We start from the raw sequence: 15,782 nt of genomic DNA on the forward strand, positions 1-15,782 counted from the left end.
TTCTCAGCACCGCGCCGGGTAGCTCGGCTCGACACCGTCGACCGACGTCGGGTATGCGACTGTCTTCTCGACGGTGAACGGTCCGGCGGTCTTGGCGAACGACATTGCCTCGAACGATCGAGGCTCGCCGTTTCGCACGCAGTCGACCACCACCGAGGAGACGACCGATCCCGCAGGCGTCGAGACGAACGACTGCACCATCACATTGGCCGGGCTCCCGCCTTGCAATGAGAGTCGTCCGACGACCGTCGGGCCGTAGGTCGACGTCGGGTCCTTGATCGAGGGGGATGTGACGGATACGCCCGGTGCGTTGATCGATCCCCAGTCGTGCCATTTGCCGAGGATCGTCAGCTCCACCGAGTCGACCTTCTTTCCGGCAGGGGCATCGGCGGTGATCCCGTAGTCGGCATTCGGTGGAAGCTGATAGACGGTGTTGAGAACGGTGCCGGCTACGCCTCCCTGCCCCTGTGTCGCGATGACGGATCCGGAGCTGTCGAGGAGAGTCAGCTCGTACCCACTGCGCACCAGGCCGACCGACGGATTCGGATTGTGGATCCGGACGCTTACGTCGGTTCCGACCTGCGTGAAACCGATCACCTCGACCTGCTTGACCCCTGCTGTTCCCGCGCTGCGTGAAGCTGTTGTCTTGGTCGGCGGCCTTGAGCCGGGTGACGCGACAGACTCCTGAGTCGTCGACGTCGGGGCCGCCACGGTTGTGCTGGTGCGATCCGATGCGGCGAATGAATAGACGCCGCCTGCGGTGATCACTGCGCCGGCAACACCGATCGCAACGGCCATGTTGCGCTTGGATGCCTTTTTCGGCTCGGGCCTTCGAGGATCTGAAGGTCGAGGGACTGATGTCGTGGTGACCGCGTAGTCGGACCTGAGCACGGTGGGTGCATCGCTCGCCGAAGACACATCGGTGGGATCGGCATCGATCGATGAGGAATTCGGCTCGCCGATGAGCGCAGCGCTTGCGGCGGCCGCCAATTCTCCGGCTGTCTCGAATCGATCCTCCGGTATCTTGGCCATGCCGCGCACAACGACTGCGTCGAACGGAGCAGGAAGACCTGGGACGAGTGCGGTCGGTTGCGGAGGCGGAAAGTGCAAGTGCCCGGCTATTTGCTGCTCGACGTTCTTTCCCGGGAACGGGGTAGTACCGGTCAGCAGCTCGTACAGAACGCATGCGAGTGAGTACACGTCAGCCCGATGGTCCGACTCGCCGCCACCGAATCGTTCAGGTGCCATGTACGCGAATGTGCCGATGGTCAAGCCGGTGCTCGTCAGACCGGTTTCGCCTGCAGCTCGCGCGATGCCGAAATCGATGAGGTAGACGAAGTCGCGATCGGCGACGAGGATGTTCGCCGGCTTGACGTCGCGGTGCTCGAGACCGACCGCATGCGCGGCGTCCAAAGCCGCCGCGACCTGGTCGATGATCGCGATGGCTCGGTGCGGTGACAGTGGACCCTCGGACAAGAGAATCGTACGTGCGTCGACGCCGTCGATGAGCCTCATGTCGAGGAAGAGCTGCCCGTTGATATCGCCGAAATCGTGAATCGGGATGATGTGAGGTTCGCGAAGTCCTGCAACCAGATTAGATTCGCGTTGAAACCGCTCGCGAAACTCCGGGCTGGTGGCGAAATCCGCGGGGAGGACCTTCAGGGCGACTTCCCGGTTCGTTTGCGTATCGAACGCCCGGAAGACCTGGCCCATTCCGCCTGCCCCGATCTTCGAGATGATCCGGTAGCGGCCGAAGTCGGAACCGTCAGTGATCGTCATGACGTGTGGCACCCGCGGCGAATGAGCATGGCGGAATCATAGTGAGTCATGGGTCCGAGGAATCTTCGGGCCGTGTCGCGAACGTGCGATCGATCCGAGGCGATCCGTCGGCGAACCGCGCGGTACACTGGGATAGCAACTGACCAGCAATTTCGTCCGCGCCTCGCTGGTGCGAAGGGATCAGGATTGAGCATCGAATTCGCCAACGAGTCCGGTTTCGACGTCGACGAGGCGGAGGTCGTGGCGGTGGCCGCGTTCGCCATCGCCGCGATGGACGTGCACCCGGGCGCCGAGCTGAACATGCTCGCCGTCGACCTGGACACCATGGCCGACCTGCACGTGAAGTGGATGGACCTGCCCGGCCCCACCGACGTGATGAGCTTCCCGATGGACGAGCTCACGCCGGGCGGCCGGCCGGACATGGTGGACGCGGGCCCCGCGACCCTCGGCGACATCGTGCTGTGCCCGCAGTTCGCGGCGGAGCAGGCCGAGGCCGCCGGACATTCGACGGGCCATGAGCTCAATGTGCTCACCGTGCACGGCGTGCTGCACCTGCTCGGCTTCGATCACGCCGAGCCGGAGGAGGAGCGGGAGATGTTCGCGCTCCAGGACGGCATCCTCGCCGACTACTACGCGCAGCAGCGCGAGCGCGACCGCCTGGCCCGGCAGTCGGCGCGCGACGACAAGCTGCTGGGCCGCACGGGCTTCCTGGGGCGGCGGGACTGACGCGTGTTCTCGTCGATCCTGCTGATCGTCGGCGTCGTCGGGCTCGTCCTCCTGGGCGGACTGTTCGCGGCGCTCGACTCGGCGCTGCTGACGGTGTCCCCGGCTCGGGTGGAGGACCTCGTCGAGGACGGCCGTCCGGGCGCGCGGCGCCTGCAGCGCGTGCTGATCAACCGCCCGATGTACGTCAACCTGGTGGTGCTGCTGCGCACGGCGTGCGAGGTGCTCGCCACCGTGCTGGTCTTCCTCGTCCTCGATCGCTACCTGACGGTGGTGTGGACCGCGGTGCTCACCGCAACGCTGATGACGGTGATCAGCTACGTCCTGATCGGCGTCGGGCCCCGCACCCTCGGCCGGCAACACGCGTACACGCTGGGCTGCACCGCGGCCGTGGTGCTGCAGGCGATCGCGATCCTCATGGGGCCGATCACCCGGCTGCTCATCCTCCTCGGTAACGCCATCACGCCGGGTCGCGGCTACCGCAACGGCCCGTTCGCGACGGAGGTCGAGCTGCGTGAGCTCGTGGACCTCGCGCAGCAGCGCGGCGTGGTCGCCGAGGACGAGGGCAAGATGATCCAGTCCGTCTTCGAGCTCGGGGACACCGCTGCCCGCGAGGTCATGGTCCCGCGCCCCGAGATCGTGTGGATCGAGGCGGACAAGTCCGTCTCGCAGGCCACGCGCCTCGCGGTGCGCTCGGGTCACTCGCGCATCCCCGTCATCGGGGAGAACGTCGACGACGTGCGGGGCGTGGTCTACCTCAAGGACCTCGTCGCCCTGCCCGACGGTGCCGACCGGCACGCGATCGAGGTGGGCCGGATGGCCCGGCCGGCGGTCTTCGTGCCCGACTCGAAGCCGGTCGACGCCCTGCTCCGCGAGATGCAGCACACGAACAATCACATGGCCGTGCTGGTCAACGAGTACGGCTCGATCGCCGGCCTCGTCACGATCGAGGACGTCCTCGAGGAGATCGTCGGCGAGATCACCGACGAGTACGACGCCGGCGAGATCGCGCCCGTCGAAGAGCTCGGCGACGGGCTCTTCCGGGTGTCCGCGCGCCTCGATCTCGAGACCCTCGGGGAGCTGTTCGGCGAGGACATCGAGGAGGACGAGGTCGACACCGTCGGCGGACTACTCGGCCTCGCTCTCGGTCGCGTGCCCCTGCCGGGTTCCGAGGCCCGCGCGCACGGGCTGATGCTCGAGGCGGAGGGCACCACGAACCGGCGTGGGAGGATGCGGATCACCACGGTGCTCGTGCACCGAGCAGTGACCGAGCCGGAGTCGTCCGACGACGGCTCCACCACCGACGAGAAGGAATCCGCGTGATCGACGTCTCCGACGAGGACCGCAAGCTGGTGACTCTGGCGCGCGGCGCGATGGGCCGGGCCGGGGCCGCGCACGGCGCGGCGGTCCGGGATCTCGACGGCCGCACGTACTCCGGGGCGCCCGTCGCCCTGCGGTCCCTGGCGCTGACGGGGCTGCAGGTCGCGGTTGCGACCGCGCTGGGGTCCGGGGCGGAGGGCTTCGAGGCCGCTGTGCTCGTGGGGGAGGCCGACGGTGCCGACGCCGGAGCCGTGGCAGTGCACGAGATGTCGCCGGCGGCGCCGATTCTGTTGTTCGACGAGCGCGGGGAGGCCCGACGGTGACCGAGGAGATCCAGGTGGACGGCGATGGAGGCGAGGACTTCCGATCCGGATTCGTGTGTTTCGTGGGACGGCCCAACACGGGCAAGTCCACGCTGACCAACGCCCTGGTCGGGACCAAGGTGGCCATCACGAGTTCGCGGCCGCAGACGACCCGCTCGACGATCCGCGGCATCGTCAACCGGCCCGACTGCCAGCTGGTGCTGGTGGACACGCCCGGCCTGCACCGCCCGCGGACCCTGCTGGGGCAGCGGCTCAACGACTTGGTCCGCGACACCTACTCCGAGGTCGACCTCATCTGCCTGACCATCCCGGTGGACGAGAAGATCGGCCCCGGCGACAAGTACATCCTCGATCAGGTGCGGCACATGGCGCCGCGCACGCAGCTGATGGGCGTGGTCACGAAGATCGACAAGGTGGGCCGGGACAGGGTCGCCGAACAGCTGCTGGCGGTGTCGAAGTTCCTGGGGGAGGACTGCGACGTGATCCCGGTGTCGGCGACGTCGGGCCAGCAGGTCGAGGAGCTGGTGCAGCTGGTCGCCTCGAAGATGAAGCCGGGTCCCGCGTTCTACCCGGACGGCGAGGTCACCGACACCGACGACGACACGATGATGGCCGAGCTGATCCGTGAGGCGGCGCTCGAGGGCGTGCGCGACGAGCTTCCGCACTCGCTGGCCGTGGTCATCGAGGAGGTGGTCGAGCGGGAGAAGACGGAGGCGCAGGAGAAGTCCGGCAAGCCCGCCCTGCTCGAGGTGCACGCGCTGCTGTACGTGGAGCGGTCGTCGCAGAAGGCGATCATCATCGGCAAGGGCGGCTCGCGCCTGAAGTCGGTGGGTACCGCGGCACGCGAGGAGATCGAGAAGCTCCTGGGCCGCAAGGTGTACCTCTCACTGCACGTGAAGATCGCGAAGGACTGGCAGCGCGACCCGAAGCAGCTGGGGCGGCTGGGCTTCTAGAGTTCTCTTCTAGAGTTCGCCGCTACCGACCCAGGAGCCGCTGCCACCAGCGGGGCTTGATGTCACGGAGCCGGAGGAGGCTCTCCGGCGACGGCAGCGGGCCGGGATCGTCGACTTTTCCGTCGACGAAGTCCTGCATCTGCTGCGACACCGGCCGGCCGTACTTGTGCAGCCCTGAGACGATCACGCGGATCATCGCGCGCCGTTCCTCCAGCGTCACGGGCTCCTTGATCGATGTCATCGCTCACCTCCTGTGGACCGAGAGCTACCACCATTATCGCCTCGGTATCGCGTCAGTGTCATGTACATCGCCACCCCGTTCTCCGTCGTGGTGATGAGCGGCGATACGACGAGATCGTCGAGGATCGCCCAGGCGTCGCGGCGCCGGTCGCCTTCTGCGGCGTACGTGGCGTCGAGTGCCCACTGGAACCGCGTCCACCACTCCTTACGATTGTCCGCGAGTCCGCTTCTGGCCGATCGTCACGATCGCCATCACGACGGCCGCCGTGCCGACGATGATCGTGGCCCATCCCGGTGTCATGTTTTCTCCCCCCGAAGAAATCCGATGCTGCTCGCCATCATGGACCCGGCCACCGACATGTTCCGGGCGCGCCGCGCGGCACGGGCGCATCTGTCGGCGCGGGGTGGGATGATGGAGGGTATGAGGTCGTACCGGGACAGCGCTGTGGTGCTGCGGCAGCACAAGCTGGGGGAGGCCGACTACATCCTCACGCTGCTGACCCGGGAGAACGGACTGGTCCGCGCGGTGGCGAAGGGGGTGCGCCGGCCGCGGTCGCGGTTCGGTGCCCGGCTGGAGCTGTTCGCCCACGTGGACCTGCAGCTGCATCCCGGTCGCAGCCTGGACGTGGTGACGCAGGTGCACTCCATCGCCGCCTACTCGGGCGATCTGGCGGGCGACTACGGCCGGTACACCACCGCCTGCACGGTGATCGAGACCGCGGAGCGGCTCGCGGGCGAGGAGCGGGCCCCCGCGCCGGAGCTGCACCGGCTCACCGTCGGGGCCCTGCGGGCGATCGCGGCGGGCGTGCGCGACCGCGACCTCGTGCTGATCTCGTTCCTGTTGCGCGCCATGGATTCCGCGGGCTGGGCGCCCGCGCTCACGCTGTGTGCCCGGTGCGGCGACGAGGGGCCGCACCGCGCCTTCCACGTGGCCGCGGGCGGCGCTGTCTGCGTGCACTGTCGCCCGTCGGGGTCGGCGGTGCCGGGGCAGGGCGTGCTGGACCTGATGGCCGCGCTGGCCCGGGCCGATTTCGACTTCGCCGAGACGATGGGCGACCGGGTGCGCAGGCAGGGCGCGGGCCTGGCAGCCGCGCACCTACAGTGGCACGTGGGACGGCAGCTGCGATCGCTGCCGATGATCGAGCGGCACGCGCCGCACAGTCCGGCCCTCGCGGCCGGTGAGAGGGAGGTCGACGGTGCCGGGACTGCGGCGGGGTAGGTCGAAGACACCACCGGCACCGGTCACCGTCAGGCCACCGGACCCGCACCCCTCCGGCGCGACGCCCCCGGAGATCCCCGCGGAGCTGGTCCCGAACCACGTCGCCCTCGTGATGGACGGCAACGGCCGGTGGGCCAAGGAACGCGGAATGGCCCGCACCGAGGGCCACAAGCGCGGCGAGGCCGTGCTCATGGACACCGTCTGCGGGTGCATCGAGATCGGCGTGAAACAGCTGTCGGCGTACGCCTTCTCGACCGAGAACTGGTCGCGCAGCCCCGAGGAGGTGCGCTTCCTCATGGGCTTCAACCGCGATGTGATCCGGCGCCGCCGCGACGAGATGCACGAGATGGGTGTGCGGGTGAAGTGGGCCGGTCGTCGGCCGCGCCTGTGGGCCAGCGTGATCAAGGAGCTCGAGGTCGCCGAAGAGCTCACGAAGAACAACACCGTCATGACCCTGACGATGTGCGTCAACTACGGCGGCCGCGCCGAGATCGTCGACGCCGCACGGGAGATCGCGCGGCGGGCGGCGGCGGGGGAGATCAACCCGGAGCGCATCACCGAGCAGTCCTTCCAGCAGTACCTGTACCAGCCGGACATGCCAGACGTGGACCTGTTCCTCCGCCCGTCCGGCGAGAAGCGGAGCTCGAACTTCCTGCTGTGGGAGAGTGCCTACGCCGAATACGTCTACCAGGACACGCTTTTCCCGGACTTCGACCGCCGCAACCTCTGGGCCGCGTGCCTCGAGTACGCCAAGCGCGACCGCCGGTTCGGGGGCGCGCAGTGACGGCACAGGACCCCCGCCTCGACGCGCTGCGGTCGCGCCTCGAGTCCGCGCTGGCCGACGGTGTCGCGCTGCGCCGCGACGAGAGTCAGGCGGTGCTCATCGATTTCGGGGATACGCCCGCCTCGGTCCAGGTGTTCGAGCTCGCCCGTGACGTGGACGTGTATTCGCTCACCCAGGTCGTGGCCTGGGACCTCCCGCTCAGCGAGGACCTGCGCGCCGACGTCCGGTCCGTCGCGGAGACGGTGCAGTTCGGCTCGCTGCGGCTCATGGAGCGGGAGGTGTCGGCCGATCTGGTGCTGCACTACTCGTTCCCCGCCGGCACGCTCGCGGGGCATGCGCTCCGCGAGTTCGTGCTGTTCGTGCTGGCCCAGGGCCTCGACGCGCGCCGGCGGCTGGTCGCCGAGTAGCGGCTGGGGCACCTCCGACCGCACGCCTCTCCGCAGACGGCCCCGTCGTCCGGATACGCCGAGGCCCGACGGTGCCGAGCACCGTCGGGCCTCGATCGGCAGCGGTCAGGGACGCAGCAGGACCTTGCCGACGCGGCCGGCGCGGCCGCTCGCGGCGGCAGCGGCGGAGATCTCGTCGATGCCGAAAACGCCGTCGACCGGGAGCGCGAGCGTGCCCGCGGCGACGCCCTGGACGACCTCGCCCATCAGCTCGGCCCGCTTCGCGGGATCCATCTCCTGGCTCACGGTGCGGCCCCAGAAGCCCTTGACGACGATCTCCTTGAAGATCGCGACGTTGACGGGGATCTCCAGCATCGCGCCCTCGCCGGGGTTGGTGGCACTCATCGCGCCGAACGAGACGAGAGTGCCGCGCTGGCCGAGGAGCAGGGCGAGCTGGGTGCTCGCCGCGCCGCCGATCGAGTCGACGGCGGCCGCGTAGCCGGCCTCGCCCGCAAGCTCTTTGGCGCGTGCGCGCCAGCCCTCGGTGTCGGTGGCGATCACGTTCGTCACGCCGAAGGTCGCGAGCTCGTCGATGGCGGCGGACCGTCGGACCAGGCCCGTGACGTTGATCCCGCGGGCGGTGGCGAGCTGCGCCAGCATGCGACCGACCATGCCGTTCGCGGTGTTCTGCACGATCCACTGGCCGGGCTGGACGTTCAGGTAGTCGAGCAGGCTGATCGCGCTGAAGGGCATCGAGAACAGCTGCGCGGCGGCCTCGTCCGGGATCGTGTCGGGGACGGGCATCAGGCCTGCGGCTCCGGCGACGAAGTACTCCGCCCAGGTGCCGAACGCCGAACCGGTGGCGACGCGCTGGCCGACGGTGAACCCCTCGACCCCCTCGCCGAGGGCGTCGATGACGCCGACGGCCTCGGAGCCGGCGGCGGCGGGCATCGTGGGCTTGTAGCCGTAGTCGCCCTTCACGGTCCAGAGATCGTGATTGTGGATGGGGGAGAGCAGGGTCCGGATCCGGACCTGGCCGGGGCGGGGCTCGGGGAGCGGGACCTCGCGGACGGACAGGACGCTCGCGGGGTCGCCGAACTGGTCCTGGATCAAAGCGCGCATGGGGGATGTCTCCTTCGTGGGGTGGTGAAGCGGATCAGTCGTCGGCCACGGTCACGGTGACGTCGACGTTACCGCGCACCGCGTTCGAGTAGGGGCAGACCTGGTGGGCCGCATCGGCGAGCGCCTGGGCGGCGTCGTGCTCGATCTCGGGGATGATGACCTCGAGGGCCACGGTGAGGCCGAAGCCACCGGATCCGTTGGGGCCGATGCCGACCCGGGCTCCGACGCTCGAGTCGCCCAGGTCGACCTTCTGCGACCGCGCGACCATTTGGAGGGCGGAGTGGAAGCACGCGGCGTAGCCCGCGGCGAAGAGCTGCTCGGGGTTCGATCCCTGGCCGGAGCCGCCCATCTCCTTCGGGATGGCCAGCTGCAGGTCGACCCGCCCGTCGTCGGTACGGGTGCGCCCGTCGCGGCCGGCTCCGGTGGCGATGGCCTCGGCTGTGTAGACGGCGTCCATGTCTGATCTCCTGTTCGTGAGGGGTCTGTGGGTTCTATCGGGTGTGCGCTTCGCTGAAGCGGATGGCGAGATCGCGGAGCCGGACGGCGTCCTCGACGGGGAAGTCGAAGCCCTCGTACACGCGCCGCCGGGCGGCCGCGACCGCGGGCTGGAGGGCGCGGCCGGCGTCGGTGACGTGGACCGTGACCAGGCGTTCGTCCGACCTGTCGCGGCGGCGCTCCACGTAGCCCATCCCCTCCAGACGCTTGAGGAGGGGCGAGAGTGTGCCGCTGTCGAGTTGGAGGCGTTCGCCGAGCGCGCGCACCGTGACGGCGTCCTGCTCCCAGAGGGCGAGCAGGGTCACGTACTGGGTGTACGTGAGCCCGAGTGCCGCGAGCTCCTCGCGGTACGCGTTGGAGGCCACCTTCGCCGCCGAGTACAGGGCGAAGCACAGCTGCGAGTCGAGTGTCTGGTCCGCATCCACCCGAGAATGATTGCACGCAATTCGATTGTGCGCAACTGAAAGGCGGCCCATCGACAAACCGGACTGCGCTGTCTACCTGCAGGTTTACAACAGATCGAAAACTGTCCAGAGAGCGCTTGACAAATGTGGCTCAGCTGTCAAATACTCGTCCCAGAGCGTATGACATCAGTCACAGCCCCGCCCGGGGCGCCAACGATAGGGAGGGCACCATGAAGGGCCTGGCTTATATCGACGCGGACGGCAACCCCGCAGTCTGGACGGACCACAAGAAGCGTCTGTGGCTGTGGGGCCTGTTCGTTCCCACCGCACTGTTCTTCGCCGTCGGGCTCATAGTTCTGCTGGGCATCGGCAGCACCCCGCTGATGTACCTCGCGCCGGTGCTCTGGTGGATCGGCCCGCTCCTGCTGTACGTGATCCTCCCGATCGTCGACATCAAGGCCGGCGACGACGGGGAGAACCCGCCGGAGGAGGTGATGGAGGCGCTGGAGAACTCCATGTACTACCGCTGGCTCACCTACATCTTCCTGCCCTTCCAGCTCCTGTCGCTGGTGGCGATGTGCTACTTCATCACCGCCGATGACCTCAGCTGGCTCGGCGGCGTCTACGCCGACGGCGGCGGGCTCAGCCTGATCAGCCAGATCGGCATCACCCTCAGCCTGGGCGTCGTCGCGGGGATCGCGATCAACACCGGCCACGAGCTCGGCCACAAGAAGCCCGAGAACGAGCGGTGGATCGCCAAGCTCACCCTCGCGCCGGCCATGTACGGCCACTTCTTCATCGAGCACAACCGCGGCCACCACGTCCGTGTCGCCACCCCGGAGGATCCGGCCAGCGGCCGCTTCGGCGAGACCTTCTGGGAGTTCCTGCCGCGCAGCGTGTGGGGCAGCCTGAAGTCCTCGTGGAACCTCGAGAAGACCCGCCTGGAGCGTCTCGGCAAGAGCCCGTGGACCCTGAAGAACGACGTGCTCAACGCCTGGCTCATGACCGTCGTCCTGTTCGGCGCCCTGGTCGCGGTCTTCGGCTGGTACGTGCTGCCCTTCCTGATCATCCAGGGCGTGTACGGATTCAGTCTGCTGGAGTCGGTGAACTACCTCGAGCACTACGGACTGCTGCGCCAGAAGCTGGCCTCCGGCCGGTACGAGCGCTGCGCCCCCAAGCACTCCTGGAACTCCGACCGCATCATCACCAATGTCTTCCTGTACCACCTGCAGCGGCACAGTGATCACCACGCGAACCCCACGCGCCGCTACCAGACCCTCCGGTCGTTCGAGGAGGCTCCGTCGCTGCCCCAGGGCTACGCCACGCTGATCGGCGTGACCTACTTCCCGCCCCTGTGGCGCCGGCTGATGGACCACCGCGTCCTCGACCACTACGACGGTGACATCACCAAGGTCAACATCCATCCCCGTGTCCGGGACAAGGTGTTGGCCCGGTACGGCGCCCCCGCGGGCGGAGAGCAGGCCGCGGCATGAGCGCCTTCAAGTGCCCCGTGTGCGGTTACGTCTACGACGAGGCCGCCGGTGCCCCCAGGGAGGGCTGGCCCGCCGGCACCGCCTGGGCCGCCATCCCCGACGACTGGAACTGCCCCGACTGCGGCGTCCGCGACAAGATCGACTTCGAGCCGGTCTGAACGAGCGCGACCGCACGAACGAATCAGGAAGAACGAGAAAGGAATCCATCATGAGTGACGCACCCTTCAAGCTGTTCCGCTGCCTCCAGTGCGGGTTCGAGTACGACGAGGCCGAGGGCTGGCCCGAGGACGGCATCGAGCCCGGCACCCGCTGGGACGACATCCCCGACGACTGGTCCTGCCCCGACTGCGGTGCCGCCAAGGCCGACTTCGAGATGGTCGAGGTTTCCCGAGCATGAGCACCGACGGTGTGGTGATCGTCGGTACGGGCGTCGCCGGCGCCACCGCGGCCCTGGCGCTGCGGACCGGCGGATACGACGGGGACGTGACCCTCATCGGGCGCGATCCGCACCTCCCGTACCGGCGCCCCACGCTGTCGAAAGACGTGCTGCTCGCGGGCATGCCGGTCGAGAAGGCCCTCATCAAGCCCGCAGCGCACTGGTCCGACATCGACGTCGAGGTCCGCACCGGGGTCACCGTGACCGGTGGTGAGACCGGCCCGCGCACGCTGGAACTGTCTGACGGTGCCGCCCTCACCTACGGCTCGCTCGTGCTGGCCACCGGCGGCGCGTCCCGGCGCCTGCCGGGCCTGCCGCCCGGGCCGCGCGTGCGGTACCTCCGCGACTTCGCCGACGCCGTCGGGCTGCGCGACGAGCTGGGCCGGGCCGGCAGCGTGATCGTGCTCGGCGCGGGTCTGATCGGCTCGGAGGTGGCCTCGGCCGCCGCGAAGCTGGGCGCCTCGGTCGCCGTCATCGAACCCGCGCCCCTGCCCCTGGTGCGCGTCGTGCCCCCGTCGATCGGGGAGCGACTGGCCGGCCTGCAGCGCGACGCCGGGATCGATCTGCTGCTCGGCGTCCGGCCGGGCGAGATCACCGTCGAGACCGACCAGGTCGCGGTCGCGCTGCCCGACGGTGCGGCCCTGGTCGCGGATCTGCTCGTCGTCGCGGTGGGCTCCGTCGCCGACACCGGGCTCGCCGAGCGGCTGGCACTGCGGGTGGACGACGGTATCCTGGTCGATGAGCGGTACCGCACATCCGCCGAGGGCGTGTACGCCATCGGCGACTGCGCCCGGGTGCCCCATCCGCTGGACGGCGGCAGCTACCGGGCCGAGAACTGGTCGGCGGCACAGGACCAGGGCACGGCCGTCGCGCAGGTGCTCCTCGGCGAGTCGTCGGCGCCCACGGTCCCGTGGGGCTGGTCGGCCCAGTTCGGTGCGGTGCTGCAGTTCGCGGGGTGGCCCGCGGCGGACGACGCGCTGGAGGTGGACGGTTCGATGGACACGAATTCGGGTGGTGCCTTCTTCGCCCGCTGCAACCGCGGCGGCGCACTCGTCGGTGCCATCGCGATGGGCCGCCCCAAGGAACTGCGCGCGGTGCGCGGCGAGCTGTCCGAGCAGATCGCGGCGGCGGTCGCGCGATGACGGTCCTCGCCGGGCGTGACGCCGACGCCGCCCCCAAGCAGTCCGTGCGCGATCAGGCGCTCGACGCCGTGAGCGGCTTCCTGCGGGGGCGCGAGTGGTCGGCCGTCACCATGGCGGCCGTCGCCCGTGAGGCCGGCGTCAGCAGGCAGACGCTCTACAACGAGTTCGGCTCCCGCAAGGGCATGGCCGTGGCCTACGTGACCCGATTCGTCGATGGACTGCTGGCCTTCGTGCAGGAGCGGATCGACGCGAACCCCGGCCGGATCGGCGAGGCCGTCGAGGACGCGATGCGCGGGGTGTTCCAGATCGGCATGGGTGACCCGGTGGTGCTCAACATCGTGGGCCCGAACCCGCACCGCGACCTCATGGGCATCGTGACGGTCGACGGTACGCCCATCATGCAGCGGGCCACCGAGGGGCTCGCGGAGATCCTCGCGATGAGCTGGGCGCAGGTCCGGCGGTCCGAGGCGCAGGTCGCCGCGGGGGTGCTGGTGCGCCTGGCCTTCAGTCACCTGACGATGCCGATCGAGGGGCCGGACGAGGCCGCGCGCGAGGTCTCCCAGGTGCTCTCGCCGTTCCTCACCCAGGCCGTCCGGGCCTGACGCCCGGGGCGCCCCGTCGGGCCGCCGGGGCCGCTACGCCGAGCAGTCGGCGCACCGCCCGAAGATCTCCAGCGTGTGGGTGACCTCCGTGAAGCCGTGGGCGGCGGCCGTCCGGGCGGACCACGCCTCCACGGACCGGTCCGTGACCTCGACGGTGCGCCCGCACTCCCGGCACACCAGGTGGTGATGGTGCTCGTCGGAGCACAGGCGGAACAGGGCCTCGCCGCTGTCGGTGCGCAGGGTGTCGACGGCGCCCGCGTCGGCCATCGCCTGCAGGTTCCGATACACCGTGGTCAGGCCGATCGACTCCCCGTCGGTGCGCAACTGCTCGTGCAGCTCCTGCGCCGACTTGAACTCCGACACCGACCGCAGCGCGTGGGTGATGGCGCCCCGCTGCTTGGTTGCGCGGACGCCCGTGCCGCGTGACGTCTCGCCGGTCATGCGCTCGCCCGTTCGGCGGCGTGGGCCACGGCGTCGACCACGATGTGCGCCAGGTGGTCGTCGACGAGGCGGTAGATGATCTCCCGGCCGTTGCGCTCGCCGCGCACCACGCCCGCGGACTTGAGGACGCGCAGGTGCTGGCTGACCAGCGGCTGGGTCACGCCGAGCGCGTCGACCAGTTGGTGCACGCACAGCTCGGAGTGCATCAGCTCGAGCACGATCGAGATCCGGACCGGCGCGGCCAGGGCGCGCAGCAGGTCGCCGGTGGCGGTGAGCACCTCGGGATCGGGCTGCGCGGTCCGCGCGAACTCGGGATCGACGGGACACTCGGCGACGATGTCGATGTCGGTGGGAATGGGAACACCTCCTGTTATCAACAATCATTTTCATATGCGGGATCGACTACGTCAAGCTCGTCGGCGCAGGCGTCCCATCGCGCCGCGGGTGGGGGAGCGAACGGTAGAGTCGATCCGTACGTTTTTCCTTTTCACAACCTTCTCGGAGATGAAGCGCGCCGTGGCCAAAGCAACCAAAGTCGATATCGTCGCCAACCTGTGCAAGCGCAGGGGGCTGGTCTTCCAGTCGGGTGAGATCTACGGCGGCACGAAGTCGGCCTGGGACTACGGGCCGCTGGGTGTGGAGCTCAAGGAGAACATCAAGAAGCAGTGGTGGCGCAACATGGTCACCTCGCGCGACGACGTGGTGGGCCTCGACAGCGCGATCATCCTGCCCCGCCAGGTCTGGGTCGCCTCGGGCCACGTCTCCGTCTTCAACGATCCGCTGGTGGAGTGCCTGAACTGCCACAAGCGGCACCGTCAGGACCACCTGCAGGAGGCGTACGCCGAGAAGCGCGCCGCCAAGGGCGAAGAGGTCAACCCGGACGACGTGCCGATGACGGAGATCGTCTGCCCGGACTGCGGCACCAAGGGCCAGTGGACCGAGCCCCGCGACTTCAACATGATGCTCAAGACCTACCTCGGCCCGATCGAGTCCGAGGAGGGCCTGCACTACCTCCGCCCGGAGACGGCGCAGGGCATCTTCGTGAACTTCAAGAACGTGATGACCACGGCGCGCAAGAAGCCCCCGTTCGGCATCGGCCAGATCGGCAAGAGCTTCCGCAACGAGATCACGCCCGGCAACTTCATCTTCCGGACCCGCGAGTTCGAGCAGATGGAGATGGAGTTCTTCGTCAAGCCCGGTGACGACGACCAGTGGCACCAGTACTGGATCGACTACCGGCTCAAGTGGTACACGGACCTGGGTATCAACCCGGAGAACCTGCGCCTGTTCACGCACCCGCAGGAGAAGCTGAGCCACTACAGCAAGGGCACCGTCGACATCGAGTACCGCTTCGAGTTCGCGGGCAGCGAGTTCGGCGAGCTCGAGGGCATCGCGAACCGCACCGATTTCGACCTGGGCACCCACTCGAAGCACTCGGGCGAGTCGCTGGAGTTCTTCGACCAGCAGAGCGGCGAGCGGTACACGCCGTACGTCATCGAGCCCGCAGCCGGCCTCACGCGCTCGTTGATGGCCTTCCTCGTGGACGCGTACACCGAGGAGGAGGTGCCGAAGGCGAACGGCGGCACCGACACCCGCGTCGTGCTCAAGCTGGACCGTCGCCTGGCGCCGGTGAAGGCCGCCGTGCTGCCGCTCTCGCGCGACGAGAAGCTGTCGCCGAAGGCGCGCGAGCTGGCCGCGCAGCTGCGCCAGTACTGGAACGTCGAGTTCGACGACGCTCAGGGCATCGGCAAGCGCTACCGCCGCCAGGACGAGATCGGCACGCCGTTCTGCATCACCGTCGACTTCGACACCCTCGAGGACGACGCCGTGACCGTGCGCGAGCGCGACACGATGGAGCAGGAGCGCGTGCCGCTCGCGGAGATCCAGCAGTACCTGGCCGCGCGTCTCGCCGGCTGCTGA

General features: G+C 68.9%; 20 protein-coding genes. 13 read left to right on the forward strand and 7 right to left on the reverse strand.

Going from position 1 to position 15,782, the window contains the following annotated elements; translation table 11 throughout:
* Positions 1-3: 3 nt before the first annotated feature.
* Positions 4-1,779, reverse strand: coding sequence for a serine/threonine-protein kinase (locus AXK60_RS16090; protein ID WP_068572513.1), 1,776 nt, complete (start codon positions 1,777-1,779; stop codon positions 4-6).
* Between the two features lie 186 nt (positions 1,780-1,965).
* On the opposite strand from AXK60_RS16090, the gene ybeY reads away from it, so the two are divergent.
* Genes ybeY through era form a run of 4 tightly spaced genes read left to right on the forward strand, consistent with a single transcriptional unit; the run spans position 1,966 to position 5,098 of the window.
* Positions 1,966-2,505 (forward strand): rRNA maturation RNase YbeY, encoded by a 540-nt coding sequence (gene ybeY / locus AXK60_RS16095; protein WP_068572515.1) that lies wholly within the window; start codon positions 1,966-1,968, stop codon positions 2,503-2,505.
* Positions 2,506-2,508: 3 nt separating this feature from the next.
* Positions 2,509-3,825, forward strand: a complete 1,317-nt coding sequence (locus tag AXK60_RS16100; RefSeq protein WP_068572517.1) for a hemolysin family protein — start codon at positions 2,509-2,511, stop codon at positions 3,823-3,825.
* Complete coding sequence (locus AXK60_RS16105; RefSeq protein WP_068572519.1) at positions 3,822-4,145, forward strand: cytidine deaminase; 324 nt, start codon at positions 3,822-3,824, stop codon at positions 4,143-4,145. Before AXK60_RS16100 ends, AXK60_RS16105 begins: the two co-directional genes overlap by 4 nt.
* On the forward strand, positions 4,142-5,098 hold the full coding sequence (era, locus tag AXK60_RS16110) for a GTPase Era (protein ID WP_231855597.1): 957 nt from the start codon (positions 4,142-4,144) through the stop codon (positions 5,096-5,098). Before AXK60_RS16105 ends, era begins: the two co-directional genes overlap by 4 nt.
* Before the next feature lie 22 nt (positions 5,099-5,120).
* On the opposite strand, the gene AXK60_RS16115 is transcribed toward era, so the two are convergent.
* The gene (locus tag AXK60_RS16115; protein WP_068572521.1) at positions 5,121-5,339 is read right to left on the reverse strand and encodes a hypothetical protein; all 219 of its coding nucleotides are present in this window, start codon (positions 5,337-5,339) and stop codon (positions 5,121-5,123) included.
* A 420-nt stretch (positions 5,340-5,759) separates the two neighbouring features.
* Between AXK60_RS16115 and recO the strand changes: the two genes are divergently transcribed.
* From recO to AXK60_RS16130, 3 genes are read left to right on the forward strand one after another with little or no spacing between them, the layout of a single operon-like run.
* The gene (gene recO, locus AXK60_RS16120; RefSeq protein WP_068572882.1) at positions 5,760-6,557 is read left to right on the forward strand and encodes a DNA repair protein RecO; all 798 of its coding nucleotides are present in this window, start codon (positions 5,760-5,762) and stop codon (positions 6,555-6,557) included.
* Entirely contained in the window at positions 6,535-7,341 is an 807-nt protein-coding gene (locus tag AXK60_RS16125) for an isoprenyl transferase (protein WP_068572524.1), read from the forward strand. The genes recO and AXK60_RS16125 overlap by 23 nt, the downstream gene beginning before the upstream one ends.
* Positions 7,338-7,748, forward strand: a complete 411-nt coding sequence (locus AXK60_RS16130; protein ID WP_068572526.1) for a hypothetical protein — start codon at positions 7,338-7,340, stop codon at positions 7,746-7,748. Before AXK60_RS16125 ends, AXK60_RS16130 begins: the two co-directional genes overlap by 4 nt.
* A gap of 105 nt (positions 7,749-7,853) precedes the next feature.
* On the opposite strand, the gene AXK60_RS16135 is transcribed toward AXK60_RS16130, so the two are convergent.
* The 3 genes from AXK60_RS16135 to AXK60_RS16145 are packed head-to-tail and all read right to left on the reverse strand — an operon-like array spanning position 7,854 to position 9,769.
* The gene (locus AXK60_RS16135) at positions 7,854-8,849 is read right to left on the reverse strand and encodes a zinc-binding dehydrogenase (RefSeq protein ID WP_068572528.1); all 996 of its coding nucleotides are present in this window, start codon (positions 8,847-8,849) and stop codon (positions 7,854-7,856) included.
* Between the two features lie 34 nt (positions 8,850-8,883).
* The gene (locus tag AXK60_RS16140; protein WP_068572531.1) at positions 8,884-9,306 is read right to left on the reverse strand and encodes an organic hydroperoxide resistance protein; all 423 of its coding nucleotides are present in this window, start codon (positions 9,304-9,306) and stop codon (positions 8,884-8,886) included.
* A gap of 34 nt (positions 9,307-9,340) precedes the next feature.
* Entirely contained in the window at positions 9,341-9,769 is a 429-nt protein-coding gene (locus AXK60_RS16145) for a MarR family winged helix-turn-helix transcriptional regulator (protein ID WP_068572533.1), read from the reverse strand.
* A 209-nt stretch (positions 9,770-9,978) separates the two neighbouring features.
* Between AXK60_RS16145 and AXK60_RS16150 the strand changes: the two genes are divergently transcribed.
* Genes AXK60_RS16150 through AXK60_RS16170 form a run of 5 tightly spaced genes read left to right on the forward strand, consistent with a single transcriptional unit; the run spans position 9,979 to position 13,421 of the window.
* A complete protein-coding gene (locus AXK60_RS16150; protein WP_068572535.1) occupies positions 9,979-11,241 on the forward strand; it encodes an alkane 1-monooxygenase in 1,263 nt (420 codons plus the stop codon).
* The gene (locus AXK60_RS16155) at positions 11,238-11,399 is read left to right on the forward strand and encodes a rubredoxin (RefSeq protein ID WP_068572537.1); all 162 of its coding nucleotides are present in this window, start codon (positions 11,238-11,240) and stop codon (positions 11,397-11,399) included. Before AXK60_RS16150 ends, AXK60_RS16155 begins: the two co-directional genes overlap by 4 nt.
* A 50-nt stretch (positions 11,400-11,449) precedes the next feature.
* A complete protein-coding gene (locus AXK60_RS16160) occupies positions 11,450-11,638 on the forward strand; it encodes a rubredoxin (protein ID WP_068521261.1) in 189 nt (62 codons plus the stop codon).
* Complete coding sequence (locus AXK60_RS16165; RefSeq protein ID WP_068572539.1) at positions 11,635-12,819, forward strand: NAD(P)/FAD-dependent oxidoreductase; 1,185 nt, start codon at positions 11,635-11,637, stop codon at positions 12,817-12,819. Before AXK60_RS16160 ends, AXK60_RS16165 begins: the two co-directional genes overlap by 4 nt.
* Entirely contained in the window at positions 12,816-13,421 is a 606-nt protein-coding gene (locus AXK60_RS16170) for a TetR/AcrR family transcriptional regulator (RefSeq protein WP_068572541.1), read from the forward strand. The genes AXK60_RS16165 and AXK60_RS16170 overlap by 4 nt, the downstream gene beginning before the upstream one ends.
* A 33-nt stretch (positions 13,422-13,454) precedes the next feature.
* Here AXK60_RS16170 and AXK60_RS16175 read toward each other — a convergent pair whose 3' ends face one another.
* Both AXK60_RS16175 and AXK60_RS16180 read right to left on the reverse strand, forming a co-directional pair.
* A complete protein-coding gene (locus AXK60_RS16175) occupies positions 13,455-13,862 on the reverse strand; it encodes a Fur family transcriptional regulator (RefSeq protein WP_068572543.1) in 408 nt (135 codons plus the stop codon).
* Positions 13,859-14,206, reverse strand: a complete 348-nt coding sequence (locus AXK60_RS16180; RefSeq protein WP_068572884.1) for an ArsR/SmtB family transcription factor — start codon at positions 14,204-14,206, stop codon at positions 13,859-13,861. Before AXK60_RS16180 ends, AXK60_RS16175 begins: the two co-directional genes overlap by 4 nt.
* Before the next feature lie 172 nt (positions 14,207-14,378).
* Here AXK60_RS16180 and AXK60_RS16185 point away from each other — a divergent pair, with 172 nt between their 5' ends.
* Entirely contained in the window at positions 14,379-15,782 is a 1,404-nt protein-coding gene (locus AXK60_RS16185) for a glycine--tRNA ligase (protein WP_068572886.1), read from the forward strand.

Origin of the sequence: Tsukamurella pseudospumae, assembly GCF_001575195.1 — a bacterium.
GTDB lineage: Bacteria > Actinomycetota > Actinomycetes > Mycobacteriales > Mycobacteriaceae > Tsukamurella > Tsukamurella pseudospumae.

Coding starts and splice junctions, on each gene's coding strand:
- AXK60_RS16155 (WP_068572537.1), top strand. CDS start 11,238: ATGAGCGCCTTCAAGTGCCCCGTGTGCGGTTACGTCTACGACGAGGCC.
- AXK60_RS16115 (WP_068572521.1), bottom strand. CDS start 5,339: ATGACATCGATCAAGGAGCCCGTGACGCTGGAGGAACGGCGCGCGATG.
- AXK60_RS16135 (WP_068572528.1), bottom strand. CDS start 8,849: ATGCGCGCTTTGATCCAGGACCAGTTCGGCGACCCCGCGAGCGTCCTG.
- AXK60_RS16140 (WP_068572531.1), bottom strand. CDS start 9,306: ATGGACGCCGTCTACACAGCCGAGGCCATCGCCACCGGAGCCGGCCGC.
- AXK60_RS16090 (WP_068572513.1), bottom strand. CDS start 1,779: ATGACGATCACTGACGGTTCCGACTTCGGCCGCTACCGGATCATCTCG.
- AXK60_RS16165 (WP_068572539.1), top strand. CDS start 11,635: ATGAGCACCGACGGTGTGGTGATCGTCGGTACGGGCGTCGCCGGCGCC.
- AXK60_RS16160 (WP_068521261.1), top strand. CDS start 11,450: ATGAGTGACGCACCCTTCAAGCTGTTCCGCTGCCTCCAGTGCGGGTTC.
- AXK60_RS16150 (WP_068572535.1), top strand. CDS start 9,979: ATGAAGGGCCTGGCTTATATCGACGCGGACGGCAACCCCGCAGTCTGG.
- AXK60_RS16175 (WP_068572543.1), bottom strand. CDS start 13,862: ATGACCGGCGAGACGTCACGCGGCACGGGCGTCCGCGCAACCAAGCAG.
- recO (WP_068572882.1), top strand. CDS start 5,760: ATGAGGTCGTACCGGGACAGCGCTGTGGTGCTGCGGCAGCACAAGCTG.
- AXK60_RS16170 (WP_068572541.1), top strand. CDS start 12,816: ATGACGGTCCTCGCCGGGCGTGACGCCGACGCCGCCCCCAAGCAGTCC.